The 16429-nt window shown below is 60.2% G+C and carries 16 protein-coding genes and 1 tRNA gene; 9 read left to right on the top strand and 8 right to left on the bottom strand.

Annotated elements, in window-relative coordinates:
- Positions 1-128: 128 nt before the first annotated feature.
- Positions 129-527 (top strand): PLD nuclease N-terminal domain-containing protein, encoded by a 399-nt coding sequence (locus D3250_RS10705; protein ID WP_119903370.1) that lies wholly within the window; start codon positions 129-131, stop codon positions 525-527.
- A 594-nt stretch (positions 528-1121) separates the two neighbouring features.
- Positions 1122-2804, top strand: coding sequence for an energy-dependent translational throttle protein EttA (ettA, locus tag D3250_RS10700; protein ID WP_119903369.1), 1683 nt, complete (start codon positions 1122-1124; stop codon positions 2802-2804).
- 33 nt (positions 2805-2837) lie between these two features.
- Here ettA and D3250_RS10695 read toward each other — a convergent pair whose 3' ends face one another.
- Together D3250_RS10695 and D3250_RS10690 are read right to left on the bottom strand one after the other, a co-directional pair.
- Positions 2838-3344 (bottom strand): single-stranded DNA-binding protein, encoded by a 507-nt coding sequence (locus D3250_RS10695; protein WP_119903368.1) that lies wholly within the window; start codon positions 3342-3344, stop codon positions 2838-2840.
- Positions 3345-3533: 189 nt separating this feature from the next.
- Positions 3534-4175, bottom strand: coding sequence for a DUF8185 domain-containing protein (locus D3250_RS10690; protein ID WP_119903367.1), 642 nt, complete (start codon positions 4173-4175; stop codon positions 3534-3536).
- 44 nt (positions 4176-4219) lie between these two features.
- On the opposite strand from D3250_RS10690, the gene D3250_RS10685 reads away from it, so the two are divergent.
- On the top strand, positions 4220-5233 hold the full coding sequence (locus tag D3250_RS10685) for an acyl-CoA thioesterase (protein WP_119903366.1): 1014 nt from the start codon (positions 4220-4222) through the stop codon (positions 5231-5233).
- Here D3250_RS10685 and D3250_RS10680 read toward each other — a convergent pair.
- Positions 5187-6503 carry a glycosyltransferase gene (locus tag D3250_RS10680; RefSeq protein ID WP_119903365.1) on the bottom strand — a complete coding sequence of 439 codons (1317 nt, stop codon included), beginning with the start codon at positions 6501-6503 and terminating at the stop codon, positions 5187-5189. The genes D3250_RS10685 and D3250_RS10680 overlap by 47 nt on opposite strands.
- A 566-nt stretch (positions 6504-7069) precedes the next feature.
- On the opposite strand from D3250_RS10680, the gene D3250_RS10675 reads away from it, so the two are divergent.
- Positions 7070-8011: a hypothetical protein gene (locus D3250_RS10675; RefSeq protein WP_119903364.1), complete on the top strand. Its 942-nt coding sequence runs from the start codon at positions 7070-7072 to the stop codon at positions 8009-8011.
- A gap of 601 nt (positions 8012-8612) precedes the next feature.
- On the opposite strand, the gene D3250_RS10670 is transcribed toward D3250_RS10675, so the two are convergent.
- The 3 genes from D3250_RS10670 to D3250_RS10660 all read right to left on the bottom strand — a co-directional run bounded on the left by D3250_RS10670 (position 8613) and on the right by D3250_RS10660 (position 10602).
- Complete coding sequence (locus D3250_RS10670) at positions 8613-9656, bottom strand: ATP-grasp domain-containing protein (RefSeq protein ID WP_119903363.1); 1044 nt, start codon at positions 9654-9656, stop codon at positions 8613-8615.
- A 412-nt stretch (positions 9657-10068) separates the two neighbouring features.
- A tRNA-Arg gene (locus tag D3250_RS10665) sits at positions 10069-10141 on the bottom strand.
- A 35-nt stretch (positions 10142-10176) separates the two neighbouring features.
- Positions 10177-10602 carry a globin gene (locus tag D3250_RS10660; RefSeq protein WP_119903575.1) on the bottom strand — a complete coding sequence of 142 codons (426 nt, stop codon included), beginning with the start codon at positions 10600-10602 and terminating at the stop codon, positions 10177-10179.
- Between the two features lie 260 nt (positions 10603-10862).
- Here D3250_RS10660 and D3250_RS10655 point away from each other — a divergent pair, with 260 nt between their 5' ends.
- The 5 genes from D3250_RS10655 to pgsA all read left to right on the top strand — a co-directional run bounded on the left by D3250_RS10655 (position 10863) and on the right by pgsA (position 15558).
- Entirely contained in the window at positions 10863-11354 is a 492-nt protein-coding gene (locus tag D3250_RS10655; protein ID WP_119903362.1) for a ribose-5-phosphate isomerase, read from the top strand.
- A 9-nt stretch (positions 11355-11363) separates the two neighbouring features.
- A complete protein-coding gene (locus D3250_RS10650; protein ID WP_119903361.1) occupies positions 11364-12305 on the top strand; it encodes an Fpg/Nei family DNA glycosylase in 942 nt (313 codons plus the stop codon).
- 83 nt (positions 12306-12388) lie between these two features.
- A complete protein-coding gene (thrS, locus tag D3250_RS10645) occupies positions 12389-14395 on the top strand; it encodes a threonine--tRNA ligase (protein WP_119903360.1) in 2007 nt (668 codons plus the stop codon).
- A 6-nt stretch (positions 14396-14401) separates the two neighbouring features.
- Positions 14402-14959 carry an HIT family protein gene (locus D3250_RS10640; RefSeq protein ID WP_225973283.1) on the top strand — a complete coding sequence of 186 codons (558 nt, stop codon included), beginning with the start codon at positions 14402-14404 and terminating at the stop codon, positions 14957-14959.
- Positions 14956-15558, top strand: coding sequence for a phosphatidylinositol phosphate synthase (gene pgsA / locus D3250_RS10635; protein WP_119903358.1), 603 nt, complete (start codon positions 14956-14958; stop codon positions 15556-15558). Before D3250_RS10640 ends, pgsA begins: the two co-directional genes overlap by 4 nt.
- Here the strand turns inward: pgsA and D3250_RS10630 are convergent.
- Together D3250_RS10630 and D3250_RS10625 are read right to left on the bottom strand one after the other, a co-directional pair.
- A complete protein-coding gene (locus D3250_RS10630; protein ID WP_119903357.1) occupies positions 15552-16040 on the bottom strand; it encodes an SRPBCC domain-containing protein in 489 nt (162 codons plus the stop codon). The genes pgsA and D3250_RS10630 overlap by 7 nt on opposite strands.
- Positions 16033-16368, bottom strand: coding sequence for an ArsR/SmtB family transcription factor (locus D3250_RS10625; RefSeq protein WP_225973282.1), 336 nt, complete (start codon positions 16366-16368; stop codon positions 16033-16035). Before D3250_RS10625 ends, D3250_RS10630 begins: the two co-directional genes overlap by 8 nt.
- Between the last annotated feature and the right edge of the window lie 61 nt (positions 16369-16429).

Genomic DNA, 16429 nt, shown 5'->3' with positions numbered 1-16429 from the left:
TGATGCTCATGTGACCTTTGACCCTAGGCGATCCCAGTCGAGGGAGCCACGCTTGACTTAGGGCAGTTCGGGTCTCGCGGTCGGGGATGAGCAAGCAGCGTCACGAGTGCCGATGAAAGGAGAAAATCATGTTTGATTTGTCTGAATTCTGGAGCGTGGTCTGGGCATTTTTCTGGGTCTTCGCGTTCATCGCGTACCTCATCGCCCTGTTCTCAGTAATCAGCGACCTTTTTCGAGATCACAAACTCAACGGATGGGGCAAAGCGGCGTGGACGCTTTTCCTCATCTTCGTTCCGTTCCTCACAGTGCTTGTCTACCTAGTTGCGCGAGGACCGGGTATGCAGGAACGCGCTGCGACTCGATCGAAGCAGGCGGAAGATGCGATTGATGACCGCATTCGCAAGGTCACTCAGCAGCACAGTCCAGCCGCGGAAATCGCCCAAGCCCAAACTCTCGCCTCAGCCGGAACCATCACTGCGCAGGAATTCGAGGCGATCAAGAAGCACGCGCTTGCACGTTCATCCTAGGAGCTGCATCTAACTGCATCTGAGGTGTCGAGACATCGTCTATCCGGTGGCCTGGCACGTATCTCTTTGCGTGGCGCGGGCTGTGCCGGGACATCGTTCATTCAATCTTGGGTTGGTAGTCCTTCGCGGGGTCAATGATGTCTCCGTCGATAACAGCTCCGCTGGACAGTCCGATGACCGTGGCCTGCCTGTGCTGGACAGAGCCCCGGGAGTTTTGGTGCCTCAGTCTCACCGCACAAAATCTGCCCGATGCTTCGTCTTCACCCCACCATGGCCCCACGTGGCGCCATTGAGCGACTCTCCGATGGAGCACGCACAGCCTCTCACTGCCTCCGCGGCTGACAACAACAGCGAGAACCTGTCCGAGGCGGCTTCACGTGGTGAAGCGCTGGAGGGCCTGGCCGCGGGTGGGTGTCGCAGCTCACGCCGTATTCAGCGAGACCGCAACCCAGGGGAATGCGCAACATAGCGAAGTTCGTCGTATCCTCGTGGAGTATGTGCCAAGCGACGAGGCGTAGGGATGAGGCCCGGAAACCGGTGGACATTCTTTGAACACCCCTAAATCCGGATCCCAATTAACACAAGGGAGAGAGCATGGCTGAGTTTATTTACTCGATGGTAAAAGCACGCAAGAAGGTAGGCGACAAGGTCATCCTCGATGACGTGACGATGTCCTTCTACCCGGGAGCTAAGATCGGCGTGCTGGGCCCCAATGGGGCCGGCAAGTCGACGATCCTGAAGATCATGGCAGGAATGGACGAACCTTCCAATGGTGAGGCGCGGCTCAGCCCCGGTTACTCCGTGGGCATTCTCCAGCAGGAACCGCCGCTGAGCGAGGACAAGACAGTCCTCGGGAACGTCCAAGAGGGCCTGGGTGACATCTACACCAAAGTGATCCGCTACAACGAGATCAGTGACGAGATGGCCAACCCGGATGCCGATTTCGAAGCGCTCATGGAGGAGATGGGCAAACTCCAGGAGGAGATCGACGCGGCCAACGCCTGGGACATCGACTCTCAGGTGGAGCAGGCCATGGACGCCCTACGCTGTCCCCCCGGTGAGGAGCAAGTCACCCACCTCTCCGGTGGAGAACGCCGCCGCGTCGCGTTGTGCAAACTCCTGCTGTCCAAGCCCGACCTGCTGCTGCTGGACGAGCCTACGAACCACTTGGATGCTGAATCAGTGCTGTGGCTGGAACAGCATCTCGCCTCCTACGAAGGCGCTGTCCTAGCTGTGACCCACGACCGGTACTTTCTGGATCATGTGGCCCAATGGATTTGTGAGGTGGACAGGGGGAGGCTCTATCCCTACGAGGGCAATTACACGACATACTTGGAGAAGAAACGCTCCCGCATGGAGGTTCAGGGCAAGAAAGACGCCAAGCTTGCGAAGCGTCTGTCCGAGGAGCTCGACTGGGTCCGCTCCAACGCCAAGGGGCGCCAGGCGAAATCCAAAGCACGCCTGGCCCGGTATGAGGAGATGGCAGCGGAGGCCGAGCGCACCAAGAAGCTGGACTTCGAAGAAATCCAGATCCCACCCGGACCGCGGTTGGGAACCCAGGTTATCGAAGCCGAAAACCTGCAGAAGGGCTTCGGCGACCGGAAGCTGATCGACGGGCTATCGTTCTCCCTGCCGCGTAACGGCATCGTGGGTGTGATCGGCCCGAACGGAGTGGGCAAGTCAACGCTGTTCAAGACTATCGTCGGGCTGGAAGACCTAGACGGCGGGAATCTCACCATCGGCGATTCGGTCAAAATGAGCTACGTTGATCAGTCCCGAGCGGGTATCGACGCCGACAAGAGCCTGTGGGAGGTCGTCTCCGACGGAATGGACTTCATCCAAGTCGGAAATGTTGAGATGCCCTCGAGGGCCTACGTCTCGTCATTTGGCTTCAAAGGACCGGATCAACAGAAGCGCGCCGGGGTCCTCTCCGGAGGTGAACGCAACCGGCTAAACCTCGCCTTGACACTTAAACAGGGCGGGAACCTGCTCCTGCTCGATGAGCCCACCAACGACCTCGATGTGGAAACACTGAGCTCGCTGGAGAACGCCCTGTTGGAGTTCCCCGGTTGTGCCGTCGTCATCTCCCACGACCGGTGGTTCCTAGACCGCGTGGCGACTCACGTGCTCGCCTGGGAAGGTACTGAGCAGAATCCTGCCAATTGGTACTGGTTTGAAGGCAACTTCGAGTCGTACACCCAGAACAAGGTAGAACGCCTCGGCGCTGACGCGGCACGGCCTAGCCGAGTCACGCACCGGCGGCTGACCCGCGACTGAGCGCACGGTCATTGCGCCCCTGCGGCGCCACCCTCAGGCAGCCGTGGAAAGCTGGGACTGTCCGTCCCAGGTGGTCGGTGGGGTCGGCTGTGCCTGAGGGGGTGGCGCCGCATCATTCTGGTCAGCTGCGTCACCTTCAGCGGTGCCGGTGGAGGCTGGTGCTGGCGGCGCAGATTCGCTCCGGTTGACCTTGCGGTACTGCGTGGTGCCGAACTTCAGGTCGTGGCCGACGCTCTGCGCACTGATTTCGATCTCAGCACCGGTCTCGTTCTGATCATTCCTCCACGTGCGAACCTTGGGGCGGCCCACGACCACGACGGGGTCACCTTTATGGAGGGAGTCCGCCACATTAAGTGCGAGGCGACCGAAACACGCGACGGTGTACCAATTCGTTTCCCCGGAGGTCCATTCGCCCGTCTGTCCGCTTCGCCAGCGAGGTGTAGCTCCCAGTCGGAATGTCGTAACGGGGTTCTCTGAATCGGGGTTCTTCACCTCTGGTGTGGTGCCGGTGAACCCGCGTACAGTGATGGTTTCGGTCATAGCTGATAACTCCCTATGCTGCACGGCCAGACTCTGTGGTGAACCGGGCACGGACCGTGTTCACGTGCATCCGATTCATGTTTCGAGTCTGCATGGTTCAGAGGCGTATCACTTGCCCAAACCCCCCACTGTGCAGGGTTCGGCGTGCCGTATCTGGGAGCGCCTTGTTGTGGAGAATGCCCTGCGCTCTTATGTGGTCCGCGCGAGAATGAATCCCCCGGCTGAGGTGAGGCGTACCCACTTCCCGTGGGTGTGGACAGCTGTCGAGGCCTGTGCGGCATCGTTCAAGAATCCCAGGGAGAGGGCGCCAAAAGCCGCCCCTGCGGGTATCCCATACTCGAGGGGTCGACTCCAGACATTTTCGCGAACCTGCTCCACCACGTGCGCTCCGGCAGACTGGGGCACGGCCTCGGCAACCTCTCCGATGCCCTCCTCGGCTGCCTCTCGCAGGCGGGCGTCAGCAACTTTCCCTTCGAGCTCCCAGCCGGTACGGGGCGGGGTCACCGCTGCCCACGGAGCGTTTATGCGGCTGGGGGGCAGTGCCAGACTGGTCTCTGCAGGATTCATCCTGGCCAACCGTTCAGTGATCGACGAAAGTTCAACAGTCACATCCGCCTGGGATTCCTCTGCCAAGGCCATGGTGCGCAGGCCCAGCACGGCAGGAATTCGGGAGGTGAGGGTGGAGGGCGTCATGACCGGCAGCCAGGCAGCTGCCACGGCCCCCACAGCTTGGAGCCGGATCCCTTGCTCGTTGATTCGGCGGCCACGTGAGATGTAGGTGTTGAGGTCCTGGAGTACGGCTGCTTCGGCAAAGTGGAGGTGCGGGGTCATAGGATGTTCATTGTTTCATGCACAGACAGATGGAGGAGCCGGCGATGGCGGAACGTGAGTACCGAGTCCCGACCCCAGAAGAGGCGGTCGATCGGCTCGTCGGCATGCTGGATCTGGAGGCACTACCGGATGATGGGGGAAGCGAGGATCGGTTCATCGCTCCGGTGTTCGAGCAAGCATTCTGGCGGGTTTTCGGCGGTCAGGTCTTAGCTCAGGCGACCACGGCGGCGATGCGGACAGTAGAACCCCAACGTGTTGTCCATTCAGTCCATGGATACTTTCTGCGTCCCGGGGACGCAACTAAACCCATCGAGGTACGGGTGGAACGGTTGCGTGACGGGGGCTCTTTCTCCGCACGTCGGTCTCAGGCCCATCAGGATGGCGTCCCCATCCTGTCTATGATCTCTAGCTTCCAGACACCCTCTGGGGGGCCGACACATCAGGAGACGATGCCCGTCTCGGTGCCGCAGCCGGAGGAGCTTCCGGCCCCGGATGCACTGTTGGGCCATATCGATCATCCTGTGATGCGTGAGTGGGGCCGGGGGCGTCCCTTTGAGCTGCGGCATATCGACCGGCCTATCTACCTGGAGGCGGACCGTGACCGGCGCCCAGCCTCAGCAGTGTGGATGAAGACCAAGGCGCCGCTCCCTGACGATCCGAATATTCACCGCGCGGCGATCCTCTATGCCTCCGACTACACGCTCCTAGAGCCGGTGCTGCGACAGCATGGGTACTACTGGGCGAAGCCAGGCTTGAAGGTCGCATCGCTCGACCATGCGATGTGGTGGCATCGACCTGCTCGTGCTGATCAGTGGCTGCTCTACGTCAAAGAGAGCCCTTCCGCTCAGAGCTCGCGCGGGTTGGGCACCGGAGCGATCTACACCCGCACTGGCGAGCTCGTGGCCACCGTTGCTCAGGAGGGCATGATTCGTCCACCTCAAGGACTTAGGTCCAAGGTGCAGGAGCAGGTGCAGAAGCGCGCCGTCTCCGCGGGGAAAGCCCAGCGGGAGATCAATCAGAGGTACAAGACTGCTTGGCGATCCCGCTATATGCAGTGAGGGCACCCTCGTACGCGTTGAGCGCCTGAAGTGCGGTGGAGTCCCATGAGTAGCTGCGCGCCAGCTCGGCTGCGGCGCGGCTGAAAGCCCTCCACTGTTGCCAGTCGCTGACCAATTCCACCAGCGCTGAAGCCCAGTCCTCCGGCTCGAGGGTGTCAATCAGCATTCCGGTCACACCGGGCTCTACCAGTTCGGCCAACCCACCTACATTGTGAGCCAGCACTGGAGTCCCACAGGCCTTGGCCTCCAGTGCCACCAGGCCGAAAGACTCGCTGTATGAGGGCACCAAGAGGACATCTGAGGTGCGGAACAGCTCTGCCAGAGCTGGGTGGGGCAGCGGCTTCCTCGTGACGAGGAGGTCTGAGATTCCTGCCTCCTCCGCCAGCGTAGCAATGTCCACACCGTCGAGTCCGGACTGTCTGCCTGCCACTGTCAGCTCCACCGATAGATGGGGTAGGCGGGCGCGCAGTCGGCCCACCGCCGCCAACGCGACCTGTGGGCCCTTATGCGGCTGAAGCCGACCGGCGAAAGTCAGCCGCAGAGTACGCAGCGTCGGAGGCTGAGTCCTCGGATCCTCACCCGCGGGCGGGTGGAAGGTGCCGAGTGCGGTACCGGGCTGGACCATCGCAATGCGATCCACCGGCACGTCGAATATGCGCTGGAGGTCGGTGGCTTCACTGCGGGTGTTGGCTGTCAGCACGGACGCATCGAGGGCGATCTGCTGCTCTGCGCGATGACGGTGGGGATCCTCTGTGGAATCCGGGTCTCGTTCCTTCTTGACAGCTCCAATGGTGTGCATCGTGTGTACCAACTCAGCGCGCAGTGCGGCGGCGACGCTGATCCCGGCGAGCCCGGAGATCCAATAGTGGGAGTGCACCACGTCCACCGGCTGGGTGTCGGCTCTCTCCAGCGAAGCCAATGCCCGCTCGGAGAGGTTCTCTATGCACTCCAGCAACCGAGACTTGTCCTCCCGGCAACGTTGGCATACGCGCAACACATGCACTCTCAGCCTTGGGTGGAGGATGCTCATCCGGTCATCGGGATGGCCTGTGGGTAGGGCATAACCTGGGAGGGAGAGCTCGTCCAGATCAGTGGTGACAATATCCACCGTAGTGCCGTGGTCTGCCAAGGCATGCGCCAGCTCATTGACGTACACATTGAGCCCACCCGCATCTCCGGTACCTGCTTGGGCCAGGGGAGATGTGTGGAGGCTAAGCATGACCACGCGTCGGGCCGCCGCCTCGGGGTCGGCTCCGGACTCTCTGAGCATGCGGTGCTTTCAAAGGTTTGGGGGACAGAGGTGCCGGAGGAAGGATTCCGAATCTCCGGACTGAGCGAGTCTACCACCTCCCCACCCGCACAAATAAAGGGATGCAAGCCTCTTCGAGTAGAATTTGGGCACTGTGAGTGAGTGACGGCAGTAGGTGAGTAGTCGTCTCCAGGAGGCCACTAGGACAGCCGGCTGGTTGATGTTTCTCATGGGGAGTATCCAGCAGTTCATTCGACCCTGCATCTATCTCGCACGACGCGTCGCTAGCACCCGCCTCGGCACCCACACCTCGGGGACCTCCAGTGCAAGAGTGTGGTGATCCTCCGACGGGGCAAGTCCGACTCTGAAGGTCAGGTAGATAAGCATCCTCCACAGGCAGCAACTTACTCTCTCACTGTGGACAGCCATCTGTAGCTGAATCTGCAACCCCCTACCGGAATACGGTTGAAACCCTAGAATGTAACGAATATCACTAGGGACGAAGGGGTTATGCAGTGGGGACTGAGACTTGGAACGCAGCCCGTTTAATACCTACCAGTGGGATTGGGAGTTCTCTAGAGCAAGAGATGCGAGCCACATCTGCTCTTCTGGCTGTGTTGGGGGCAGTGCAGGATTTTGGCCGGGCCGTGCTCAAACCTTGCGGCGCACCTGCCGGTCGGATTTCGACGTTTATTGAGGTGCCGTTTCGAAAAGATAAGCAAACCGTCAGACCAGACGGGCTGATCAGGGTGGAACGGGGAAAACGCGAATGGACTGCCCTGGTCGAAGTGAAGACCGGAAACAATGAGCTGCGTGAAGATCAGGTCCAGAGCTACATCGAAGTAGCCCGCGAAAACAGTTTCGACGCTGTCATTACCATTTCTAATGAGATCCCACCGGTTCTTGGTGCGCACCCGCTTGCCCTAGATAAGAGGAAATCCAAAGGAGTTGAGGTGTATCACTTCTCGTGGGTACGACTCGTTTCCATTGCGGTAATGGAGAGGGAAGTCCGGGGCATCGAAGACCCAGATCAGTCCTGGATTCTCGGTGAGCTTATTAGGTATATGGAACATGAGAACTCTGGCGCTCTCGAGTTTTCTGACATGGGAGCAGCATGGACGACGGTGCGAGAGTCCATCCGCAAAGGGGTCATCCGCAAGAGCGATGATGAGGTGCAGGAGGTCGCAATAAAGTTCGATGCTCTTGTGCGCTACATATGTTTGAAACTCGGCCAACGGCTGGGGGCAGAAGTGCTTCCTAAGTTAAGTCGAAAGCACCAGAACAATCCACACGAGCGAACCGCTTCCCTGGTCAATTCCTTAGTTGAGGAAAGCTGCTTGAGCGGGGTCTTGCGAATACCAGACACCGTGGGTGACCTAGTGGTGAGATGTGATTTGCGTGCACATCAGATTCAAATTGCGGTCACGCTCGAATCATCCGGACATGCGAGAACAGAAACGAGAGTGCGCTGGCTCATGCGGCAACTCCCCGGGGATCTTGAAGACGTCGTCATAGAGGCATTCGCCTGAAATAAGAAGCAAGCCGCGGGCATTGAAGAGATCCGAGAGTCCGAAGAAGCCGTTATCCCCGAATCAGGCCATCCGATCACAAGATTTACAGTCACGAAACTCTATCCGCTGGGAATTGCGCGATCTACTCGGGCGAAGTCGTCTTTCATTGGTTCGATGGAAAAGGCCGTAGATGATTTCTACACCAACGTCCTGCAAAACCTGAAGCCATGGAGCCCTCCCGCCCCTAAACTTAGGGCTAAGCCCACAGAAGCCGAGAATGCCGGCGCACCTGCTTCCTCGGACTTATCGTCTACGGACGAAGTGCCGATGGAAGCCAACGAAGCTTAGGTTCTCTATCCGCGAGTGCGCATAGGTCTGCAAAGCGAGGCGCTGTGATTCCGGGGCGGACGATGTGCTCGAGGAGGGATTCGAACCCTCCGTGCGGATGGTGGGCTACCACCAGATCATCGCGCAGTGCCTATTCCGTCCCGACAGCGTCAGGGTTGTAGAGCCTCTTGCCCGTTTCACTGGCTGGATTCCGGGGCTGCTGTACCGAGGGAATAGGGGACGACCAGCTATTCATTCGCCCGGAGGACGGCAGGGTGCCCGCCACTTTGGGCTAGGTGTCCCGGTGAGGAGAGTTGGCGGGCAGCTCCACGGGGCGAGCAGTTTCGGGGAACATGGCATTGACTATGGCCCGGGCGACATCCCGCCTCTTGCCGATGGCCGGGAACTGATGCATTGAGATCATCGGATTCTCGTTGATCTCGAGGACCGTGGACTCAGCACAACTGGAAGCATCCGGGATAAGCAGGTCAAATCCGCCAACCCGCAGACCAGGGATGGCTTTCGCCGCTCGTTCCACATAACTTATCTCTCCAGCCGTAAGCAAGTCCGTGGCGTCCATAGCGTCACCACCAGTATGCAGATTTGCCGTGCCACGTAGCTGAACGCGATCACCTTCAGGGGGGATGGAGTCCCAGGACAGCCCTTGGCGTTCTATGTACATAGAAGAGGTCTCGTCCATAACGATTTTTTTGTGGATGGTTGGCCTACTGGTGTTCTTCTTTTCGACTAGTGTCTTAATTGTAGCTTTCCCATCACCGATTACGTGGGCTGCTAGGCGTCGCGTTGCGGCGATGACCTTTCCGTCTACTACGAATACGCGGTGGTCTTGGCCGGGATGGAAGCGTTCAACCAGCGCATCGCCATAAGCCTGGGTCACTTGGTCGAAGATGCTGGAGAAGTCCTCCCACCGGTCGATATTCACGAAAACGCCCTTGCCCTGCATCCCGTTGTTGGGCTTCACTACGACCGGGGCAATCGGCTCAGCCCAAGCCCAGGCGCGCTTCGCCTCACCTGGTTTGAATACGGTGTTTTCCGGCGCGTGAACACCAGAGGCTCGGAGAATACTGTTGGCGACATCTTTGTAGTCAGTGCATTTTCTCGCAAGAGAAGTGTTCAGACTATTTCTGCCGCCTCGCCAGTGGTGACGGACGTCGCCTTGGTGCATGAACACTTTGATCCCGCGCCCAGTTCCGCTTAGGCGTATGTTCCGGTCGTGAGCCTCGCCTGCCACCACGACGTTGCTCCATAGCTTTGTACTCAGTCCTACCTCCGCCATTTTCTGGCGTACTGAATCATAGAAGGTTGAGGTCATCATGGCTCCATTCGAGTGCGAGCGAAAAGATTCTTTCCAGACTACATCCCGCGACTGGGTTGGAGAGGCAGTGACTGTGCCCGCCTAGCCAGTTCGTCGCAGGCCGCGAATCATCGGGACGCCACAATGCCAGGGAGGTTCATCTCCACCTCATCGGAAATCTTAGGCAACGTGCTTCTTCCTCGACAAACAGTCCGTTCGCAAGCATGAGCCTCGCTGGGTCTCTGTACGCTTCGGGCATCCGGTTGATGCTCGCGGCAGACTCCAGTGCTCTGAGGCCCCCTTGGGACCCTTAAGCATTCTTAATGCTAGTCACGCTGCCGTCCAAGCGTTGGCTAGGGGACAAGTTGGGAATATCTGGGGACAAACTCTCATTAGTTGGCTCTGCAGCCTTGGAATTCCGGGGTGGATAGAGTGCCCGAGGAGGGATTCGAACCCCCGACCGGCGGATTAGAAGGCCGCTGCTCTATCCCCTGAGCTACTCGGGCATGGATCGTTGGCGATCCGACAGTACATCCTACCGTCAGCTGTTCACCATTGAGTGCGCGGCACGTTCCAGGTAGTCCCAGAGCTCCGCTTCATGCATCGGTGAGAGGTCAGCAGACTTCACAGCAGTATGCATGTACTTCAGCCAGGTATCACGAGCAGTGGCGTCCACTCGGAACGGCATGTGCCGCATCCGCAGCCGGGGGTGCCCCCGCTCTGCCTGATATCGGCGTGGACCGCCCCAGTACTGCTCCAGAAACATCATCAGCCGATTCTTGGCGGGCTCCAGATCTTCTTCCGGGTACAGCGCCTTAAAATCAGGATCCTTCGCAACCTGATCATAGAAGACGTCAACGATCTTCTGAAAGGTCGCGCGGCCACCCACCTGGGCGTAAAAACTTCGTGGGTCCACCGCGTCCGGGTCATCTTCCTGGGGCACCGGGCGTCCATCGGGCCCAGGCATATGTCCCAGATCTTGGGGCAGAGGCGGGCCGGGCTGGTGAGGCACAGCGGGCCCGTCAGCGGAACCGGGGCGTCCGGTGACGCGGGAGGCCGGCTTGCCGGTGGGTCGCAGGGTCGCGATAGGGGCTCCGAGCCGGCGGGAGAGTTTCGGCAACTCTGGCGTTCGAGGTGCTGAGGCGTCGTCGTTCTGCTCGTCGGTCATAATGGGTTCAGCATAGGATGGTCACCGCTTGTTCCCGAAGTTTCCAGAGAGGGTTACCCATGCGTGTCCACATCGCCACCGACCACGCCGGGATGGAAGTCTCTGCGCACCTGGTCCAGCAGCTCACCGCCAAAGGGTACGAGGTCATCGACCACGGACCCCGCGAGTATGACGCCCAGGATGACTACCCCGGGTTCTGCCTGAGAGCAGCCACCGCGGTCGCGGAAGACTGGGCTGGGCACGACGACGCCGACGCTCCCGCCCCCGCACTGGGCATAGTGCTCGGCGGCTCCGGCAACGGCGAGCAGATCGCAGCGAACAAGGTCGCCGGAATCCGAGCAGCCTTGGCGTGGAACCGGGACACTGCACGCTTGGCCCGTGAGCACAACAACGCCAATGTGGTGGGGATCGGTGGACGCCAGCACAGCCGCGAAGAAGCTGCAGGCATCGTCGAGGAGTTTCTGACCGCTGAGTGGTCCGGGGAGCCGCGGCATACCAGACGCATCGGGAAGATCAGCCACTACGAAACCACCGGCGAAATCCTGGACTGAGAGCACTCGGTGCCCGAAGGTCACACCATTCACCGGCTCGCCGGCCGAATTCAGCAGCTCTTCGTTGGCCAGACATGGCGGGTCAGCTCGCCGCAGGGGCCCTTCACCACTGGTGCCGCTCGGCTGACTGATCGGACGCCTCATCGGGCGGTTGCCTGGGGGAAGCACCTCATCGTCCACCTTGGCGCAGACATCTGGCATGTGCACCTGGGTCTCTACGGGTCGTTCGGATTCCGCGGCGACGAGGCCTTCGTCACCTCCGATGCGTTGGGTGAGCTGCGCCCGGTGGGTCGGGTGAAAGAGCCGACATACGATGATGCCGGGTGGATCATTCCCGATGCGCCCCGCGGTGCGGTCCGCGCCAGGATCCACGTCCCCGGGGGGTGGGGAGATCTGCGTGGACCGGTGAAGTGCCGAGTGCTCAATCCCATGCAGTACGAAGCTCTTGTTGGCCGTCTCGGCCCGGATCCGCTGCGGCAGCCGACCGGCGAAATCGACCCGCAGATGCTGCTGACATTCCGGGACAATCTGGCGCGCCGGCGGATCAGTATCGCCGCTGCCCTCATGGACCAGGCTGTGATCGCTGGTGTGGGCAATGTATACCGGGCTGAGGCCCTGTTCGTGGAGCGTATCAACCCGGACACACCCTCTCAGCAGCTCGACGCAGACCAGACCAACGCGTTGTGGATAACCATTACCGATCAGCTCCGCACCGGGGTTCAGGAGGGATCCATCCGCACCCTTCGGCCGACGGACCCTGAGCTGGGACTTCGGGGTTCAGACCTACACCGCGATCGCCGGGGTGGCACCGGCAGGGCCGCTGAGCCACTGCGCGGCCACTGGGTGTATCGCCACCACGACACGCCATGCCTGCGGTGTGGGCAGACGATCCTCATGCGGGAGCTTCAAGGACGCCGCCTCTACTGGTGCCCAGGGTGTCAGACGCGGTAAAGACGTCGTCGCCGCAGCTCCTGGCTAGCGCGTAGAATCGCGTGGTCAGCGTTTTACCCCAACTGTAGGAGATTCGAAGACTCGTGTCCGAGCAGATCAGCATCACCCTCAACGGCGCACCCACAACCCTTGAGGCGGGCACCACGGGCACCACAGTCTTCGAAAAGGCCCCGACGGTCGTCGTCATGCGGGTCAATGGTGAGCTGTGGGACTTGACGCGGGAGATCCCGCCTGAGGCAGACATCGAGCCGGTGGACATCACTGAGCAGGACGGGCTCAACGTGCTGCGGCACTCCACGGCACACGTCATGGCTCAGGCTGTGCAACAGCTCTTTCCCGATGCCAAACTCGGAATTGGTCCCTACATCACTGACGGTTTCTACTTCGACTTTGATGTGGAGAATCCATTTACACCCGATGATCTGAAGACTATCGAGAAGACGATGCAGAAGATCATCAACCAGACGCAGACGTTTGAGCGTGAGGTCGTCGACCTTGACGCGGCGAAGGTTCGCATGGGTGATGAGCCGTACAAGTTGGAGCTGCTCGGTGTCCGCGATGACGCAGAGGAAGCGGCGGAAGGTGCCTCCATGGAAGTTGGGGGTGACATCATCACGCTCTATCACAACGTCGACCGCCGCGGTGAGCGCGTATGGACCGACCTGTGCCGGGGCCCCCACCTGCCGCACACCAAGCTGATCGCTAACGCCTACTCGGTGATGCGCGCCGCCGGCGCTTACTGGCGCGGGAAGGAGACCAACCCGCAGCTGCAACGGCTCTACGGCACTGCCTGGCCCAGCAAAGAGGACCTCAAAGCCTATAAGGACCGGCTTGCCGAAGCTGAGCGCCGCGACCACCGCCGGCTCGGCAAAGAGCTGGAACTCTTCAGCTTCCCCGAAGACATCGGTTCAGGCCTGTCCGTATGGCACCCCAAGGGGGGCATTCTCCGCGGCGAGATGGAGCAGCACGCACGACGCCGTCACCTCGCCGCTGGATACAGCTACGTCTACACCCCACATATCACCAAGCGAGACCTCTTCGAGCGCTCCGGCCACATACCTACCTATGAGGAAGACATTTGGCCGCCCATTAAGATGGACGAGGAACGCGACGAGGCCGGCAACGTCACTAAGCAGGGGCAGGAATACTTCCTGAAGCCCATGAACTGCCCCATGCACATCCTCATCTACAAGGAACGTGGCCGCAGCTACCGCGACCTTCCGATGAAGCTCGCCGAAAACGGCACGGTGTACCGTAATGAGCGCTCCGGCGCGTTGCACGGATTGACGAGAGTCCGCGGTTTCACCCAGGACGACGCCCACCTCTTCGTCACTGCAGACCAGCTAGAGGATGAAATCCAAGGTGTTGTTGAGTTCGTGATTTCTCTGCTGCGCGACTTCGGTCTGGAGAATTTTGAGCTGGACCTCTCCATGAAGGATGGAGAGAAGTCCAAGTGGATCGGTTCAGACGACCACTGGGAGGCGGCGACGAATGCGCTGCGCAATGTCGGCCGAAACTCTGGCCTGAAACTCACCGAAATTGCTGGTGAAGCGGCGTTTTACGGGCCGAAGATCGACCTCAAAGTCACCGACGCAATCGGTCGGAAGTGGCAGTTGTCGACTGTGCAGGTCGACCTGAACCTCCCTGAGCGGTTCGAGATGGAGTACACCGCCGCAGACGGCACAAGGCAGCGCCCGATCATGATTCACCGGGCGCTCTTGGGCTCCATTGAGCGTTTCGCGGCCATCCTTCTGGAGCACTATGCCGGAGCGTTCCCCGCGTGGCTTTCCCCCGTGCAAGTGCGCGGCATCCCGGTGGCCGAGCCGTTCAACGACTACCTCGCCGATGTGGTGAAGCAACTGAAGAGTCACGGGGTGCGCGCCGAGCTGGACGACAGCACCGAACGCTTCCCTAAGAAGATCCGCACCGCATCCAAAGAGAAGATCCCGTTTGTGCTCATCGCAGGCGGAGAGGACGCAGAAGCAGGCGCGGTGTCCTTCCGCTTCCGCGACGGCAGCCAGGACAACCAGGTACCCATCGCTGACGCAATGGAACGCATACTGAAGGCAATCGAGAGCCGGGAAGTCTGAATCAGCGTGCCGGACCCCCAGTATCAGGACCCCTCAGAATTGGCCGGAGTGCCTGATGCCTTTCAGCGACTGTGGAACCCGCACCGCGCTGCCTATCAGACGAGAGGTCAGGACCAGGTCACCGGTGAGAACAACTGCCCATTCTGCCGGGCGCCACAGCACAGCGATGAGCAGTCCCTGATTGTGCACCGTGGGTCGACCTGCTTCGTACTCCTGAACCTCTACCCCTACAACCCTGGGCATCTACTGGTGTGTCCGTACCGGCACGTTCCGGACCTGACAGATCTGGAGGAAGCTAAAGCCACGGAGTTCATCCAGCTGACACAGACCGCAATGGGCGTCCTGCGCACCGTGGCGAGGCCCGCAGGATTCAATCTCGGGATCAACCAGGGAAAGGTCGGCGGCGCCGGAATAGCCGCCCACCTGCATCAGCACATCGTTCCCCGCTGGGGTGGGGACACGAACTTTCTGCCGATAGTCGCTCAGACAAAAAACCTTTCAGCCACACTAGGGGAGACACGCCGTCTCGTAGCGGAGGCCTGGCCCGGGAGCCGCGCAGGCTGATGCTCCGGAACTTACGCTCATTCTTCTCTGCCGTCTTCACCCCCGTAGCACGCCTGCTGCTCAAGATCGGGTTGACGCCCAATGCGGTGACCTTGATCGGCGCAGCGGGTGTGAGCCTTGGGGCTCTGGTCCTCTACCCGTTGGGCCAGTTGTTCTGGGGCACACTGGTCATCACCCTGTTCGTCTTCAGTGATCTCATCGACGGGCTGATGGCCCGCCTCGGTGATCAGAAGAGCGAAATCGGGGGCTTCCTGGACTCAGTGTTCGACCGGGTCCAGGACAGTGCGGTTTTCCTAGGGCTGATGTTGTGGTTCTTCGGCAGCGGCGGCGATTACTGGATTGGGGTGGCCGCCGGGGTCTGCCTCATTCTGGGACTGCTGGTGTCCTATATCCGAGCCCGAGCTGAATCTTTGGGCTACGACGCCAACACCGGCATCGCAGAGCGGCCCGAGAGAATGGTACTCACCCTAGTGTTCACCGGGTTCGTGGGGCTGGGCATGTCACAGACTGTTCTCCTGATTGTGCTCGTGCTGCTGGCTGCAGCATCCATGGTGACCGTCATCCAGCGGGTCACCACTGTGATCCGGCAGGCTCACTGAGCCCCTGCGGTGGTCATTGGCTTGCCGGTCTCCAGCAGCGTCTTCAGGCTGGAGAGCTCCCAAGGCCAACCGCCGCCGCCGTTCTCCACATCAGCATTTCCAGCGACATCCATGGCGGTCTGCGGAGATTCTGGCAACTCGTGCGTCATCGTCACGCGGGTCAATCCCGAGGGTCCCTCAACGATGTCATAGGTCAACCGGCTCGGCGGCTCATCGTGCCAGGCTGCTGACCAATCCAGCACCAACCTCTTGGGCGGATCAGCCTCCACCACTGTGCCGGTGATCGCCACATCCCCCATGCCCATGCTTTTCATCTGATCGGTAGTCAAGTGACGCATGGCTCCACCGGCGGTCAACTCGATCTCAACATCACCACCGTATCCGTACTGGTTGGTGTATTCGGAAGAAGTCAGCGCCTCCCATATTCTCTCGGCCGGGGCATCGATATAGATGCCGTGGACTTGTTTGCTGAGGTCAGTCATGATGTGTCTCCGCCTTCTGTTTCAGAACAGTGAGTGCCCGAACCTGCGGTTCGGTGTACTTGTCGATCCACCTGTCGTAGATCGCTCGAATAGGTACGGAATTGAGGTAATGCAGCTTCTGGCGTCCATGTCGTTGGACAATGACGAGATCAGCCGCCTCCAGTACCTTCAGGTGCTTAGCGACGCCGAATCTCGACATTTCGGTGCGATCGGCCACGATCTCTTCCAAGGCACCCAGCGACTGCCCGCTCTGTGTATGAAGAGCATCCAGTATCAGGCGACGAGTGCCGTCAGCCAGTGCTTTGAAGATGAGGTCTTCGTCGATCACACCACGACAATAGGTGACCATTTAGTCACATGTCAAGAGGTGTGAACACGGTCCTGCTGCG

Source organism: Nesterenkonia natronophila, assembly GCF_003595215.1.
Taxonomy (GTDB): Bacteria; Actinomycetota; Actinomycetes; order Actinomycetales; family Micrococcaceae; genus Nesterenkonia; species Nesterenkonia natronophila.
Note: the sequence above shows the minus strand (reverse complement) of the source record. Positions and strands in the feature narration are given on the sequence as shown.